This is a genomic window from Candidatus Proelusimicrobium excrementi, assembly GCF_937881865.1.
Lineage (GTDB): Bacteria > Elusimicrobiota > Elusimicrobia > Elusimicrobiales > Elusimicrobiaceae > Proelusimicrobium > Proelusimicrobium excrementi.
Genome location: NZ_CALGEO010000147.1, coordinates 1 through 3,492, shown reverse-complemented (window position 1 = coordinate 3,492; position 3,492 = coordinate 1). Strand labels below are relative to the sequence as shown.

The window sequence follows — 3,492 nt, the reverse complement described above, 5'->3', positions numbered from 1 at the left end:
GGGACTGTTTTTATATTTTTTGGCTGTTATTTAAGCTCAACGGTGCCGCCGGCTTCGGTGATTTTCTTTTTCAATTCTTCAGCTTCAGCTTTGGCTACGTTTTCTTTTACGGTTTTAGGAGCGCCTTCGACTAAGTCTTTAGCTTCTTTAAGGCCTAAACCGGTGATTTCGCGGACTACTTTGATTACCGCGATTTTCTTAGCGGCGTCTACGGACGCTAAGACTACGTTGAACTCATCCTTCTCTTCTGCGGCTGCTGCTGCGGCGGCAGGAGCGGCTGCTACCGCTACTGCGGGGGCTGCGGCTTTTACGCCAAATTTTTCTTCTACTGCTTTTACGAGCTCGGAAAGCTCAAGTACGGTCATCTCAGCTATCGCATTGAGAAGTTCTTCTTTCGTTAATTTTGCCATTGTATTTATTTCCTTATTTTCTTTGAGTAGCTGCCTTCTGCTTAGGCCGAGCCTAAACCCGTGCATTTATCCCAATGGGGCTACTACCGCTCTTAGGCGGGTTTGACTTTGTTTATTTTTTGCTGTCTTCAACAGCTTTAAGGACATAAGCAAAGTCTCTGATAGGAGCTTGAAGCACCTGCGCGCTCTGGGCGACCGCGCTGTATAAAGCGCCGGCCAACTTGCTGAGGTTCTCTTCCCTGCTGCCAATGGTGGCAAGGACTTTTACCTTGGCTTCGTCATACCATACGCCGTCGGTGTATCCCGCTCTTATCTTAAAGGCTTCCATTTTCTTGCCGAAATCAGCCAAACCTTTCGCCGCCAAAGCGACGTCGCCGTCTTCTTTAAGAATGGCAATGGCCGTAGGGCCTTTTAACAGGCTCTCGTCCACGCCTTCCACACCGGCGTTTTTAAGGGCGTGGAATAAGATGGAGTTCCTTTCGATTCTAAATCTGCATTTAGCGTCGGAAAGACTCGCTCTTAAACCGGCAAGTTCCGTGAACTTTAAACCCTGATATCCGGTAAAGAAGATTCCGGCGGACTGTTTGATTTCTTCCGCAAGACTCTGGGACCTTTCTTTTTTCTGTTCTTTTGTTAAGTTCATACTTTTATTTTTATCCGGGGCCGTATTTTACCTCTTAAAACTAATTTTTTAAGCGGAAAAAGGGACGGCTAAAGACCTGCCGCTTAAACTTAAAGTTCAGCAGGACTACAGCTGTGCCCGAAATCTGTTACTGCAAGATAGTTTATTTTATCAATTCTAACTGCCTTTTACAAGCTCTGTGTTTGTAATGTTTATCCGCAGCTATTAGGAATATTATACGAAATTATGGCCGTTTATTGCAAGCAACCGTCAGAGGAAAACAAAACCCGCCGCATATATTTGCGGCGGGCGATTTTGTGCTTATAAGATATTATTTCTTAGGTTTTTTACCGTCTCCGCATCCACATCCCATAAATCGCACCCCCTTGTCAAAATTACTGACAATATTTAATATAGCCGGCTTTGTGCAAAATGTAAAGGGGCTATAATTTATAGGTTAAAGTTATTTCCGATTTTACTTTTATCTGCCCGGCTCCGGCGGCTTCACCCTGCGCCGGAGAAGCACCGTAAGAATTTTGCACGACATTGGACACCGATGGAGCCGGCCTGAAAGAAGGCGCCTGAGGGGCATTTTCCCGAACATTGACGATTTTGCCCAGCTTTATTCCGGACGCTTCCGAAAGGAGTTTAGCCTTTTCCTTGGCGTTTGATATTGCTAAAAGGCGGGCTTCGTCTTTGTATTTGCGAAGGTCCTTAGTATAAAACTCCACGTTTTCCACTTGATTTACGCCCAATTCGAGCAGCCCGTACAAAAGCTGCTCGTAATTGGATAAATTGTTTAAAGTTACTGTAAAAGTTTGGTTAAAACCGTAGCGCAGGCTTTCTTCGTCATAACATTTGCCGCCATCCCGGCAGACTTCCCTGTTATAGTAAAAAGGGGATATATTTATATTGTTAAGCTGTATGTATTTGCGCTTTATGCCTTTTTTGCCGCAGAAAGCATAGGCTTTATCCAAAATTTTCTTCATTTTATTTTTGCCTTCTTCCAATGTTTTCGTCCTCATGGATATGCCGAAAGTCAATTTTGCGGAATCCGGCTGAACCAGCACTTCAGCTTCCGAAGTTACATTGAAATATTTATTTCCGCAATCTTTTGCGTACAAAGACGCTGATAAAAGAAATAAAGTAAAAAGAACCGTCAAATGTTTTTTCATATAGACCTCTGAATCCTGCACAAACCAAGCATAAGATAATTGCCGCTAGAGGTATATTTTATTATAAACTTATGCGATTTGGAATATATTTCTAAAATCATATAAACCGTCAACCGCTATTTACAATTAATATGTTTAGAAAACCAAACAAATAAAACCCCGCCTCAGCTTATGCCTTGGCGGGGAACTTATAAGGGAAAAGGCTTTACTCACAAGTATAGAAAAGATATTCGCAATTCAGCTTGCAGGCATTATCACTGCCGTATTTATCGCACCATTGCCATCCGCCGTTACAGTAATCCTCCCAAGATGAAGCGTTGACATTCGCATAACAATTATAGTTAATACCGTCGGTTCCTTTACAACTGGGGGAACCGGAACAAGCTTTTAGGCCTTTCCCGGGCATAGCATTTTGCCGGCATATCTCCGAAGCATGGGAATCATTTCCGCATGCTCCGCCTGTATAGATATAATCAAAGCCGCTCCATTCATCGCGTAAAGTTTTCTCAGAATCTGTTTTTTTAACGCATTTTCCCCCGGATTCAAAATAGCCTTCCGGGCAGGCAAGAGCTTCTTTTAACTTGCAATATCCGTCCCAGTCCATAAAACCGTTGCTTTGGGTTCCCCTGGGAACTTTTTCATATCCATCATCACATTTGAAATCACAGAGAAAATAGCCGTTTTCCGTATCATATTCCCTTTTATCCCAAGCATAGCCGTGTTCGGGAATGCCATTTTCGCAGGTATAGCAGGCTTTCTTTTCTGCCCAATACAGAGAGTCTTTGTCACACATATTATCTTCACAAAGTTCTTCTATACTAAATTTGTTGATATCAGGCGCATATCCGCATTCTTCGTAGCGCCAACGCCCGTTTGGGCAACAATATTGTATACAGGTCCAGCATCCGTCACTTTCCGCCATATAAAAGACATGATTTAAAGGAACTGAAATGTTTCCCATGCGGCAATTTGCCATAATCGTTTGCGCACAGGATAAAGAAAAGAAAACAACAATAATTATTCTAGATACAAACAGATTAATTTTACAACTCACTTTTTTCTCCTTTAGCATAAACTCCTTGTAAAAATAAGATTAAAGCAATTAAGCAGGTTTTTAAACAGGAGTGGCTGAGATATGGGTAAAATTTATCAAAAAAAACAAGTCAACTGTTTTTATTTTTCGCCTTACATAAAGCGCATTATAATAGGAATTTTTCTTTATAAACATACAGTTACGCGCCTTGTGCGCGTCCTGCTTTTTACATCGCTTAAAAAGCTAAGGCAA

The 3,492-nt window shown here is 42.2% G+C and carries 4 protein-coding genes; all 4 read right to left on the bottom strand.

Features of this window, described 5'->3' with window-relative positions:
* Window positions 1-26: 26 nt before the first annotated feature.
* The 4 genes from rplL to ACQY26_RS06720 all read right to left on the bottom strand — a co-directional run bounded on the left by rplL (window position 27) and on the right by ACQY26_RS06720 (window position 3,129).
* Window positions 27-410 carry a 50S ribosomal protein L7/L12 gene (rplL, locus tag ACQY26_RS06735; protein ID WP_428048376.1) on the bottom strand — a complete coding sequence of 128 codons (384 nt, stop codon included), beginning with the start codon at window positions 408-410 and terminating at the stop codon, window positions 27-29.
* A gap of 112 nt (window positions 411-522) precedes the next feature.
* Window positions 523-1,053: a 50S ribosomal protein L10 gene (gene rplJ / locus ACQY26_RS06730; RefSeq protein WP_428048375.1), complete on the bottom strand. Its 531-nt coding sequence runs from the start codon at window positions 1,051-1,053 to the stop codon at window positions 523-525.
* Between the two features lie 422 nt (window positions 1,054-1,475).
* Window positions 1,476-2,207 carry an SIMPL domain-containing protein gene (locus tag ACQY26_RS06725; RefSeq protein WP_428048374.1) on the bottom strand — a complete coding sequence of 244 codons (732 nt, stop codon included), beginning with the start codon at window positions 2,205-2,207 and terminating at the stop codon, window positions 1,476-1,478.
* A gap of 205 nt (window positions 2,208-2,412) precedes the next feature.
* Window positions 2,413-3,129, bottom strand: coding sequence for a hypothetical protein (locus ACQY26_RS06720; RefSeq protein WP_428048373.1), 717 nt, complete (start codon window positions 3,127-3,129; stop codon window positions 2,413-2,415).
* Window positions 3,130-3,492: the final 363 nt, after the last annotated feature.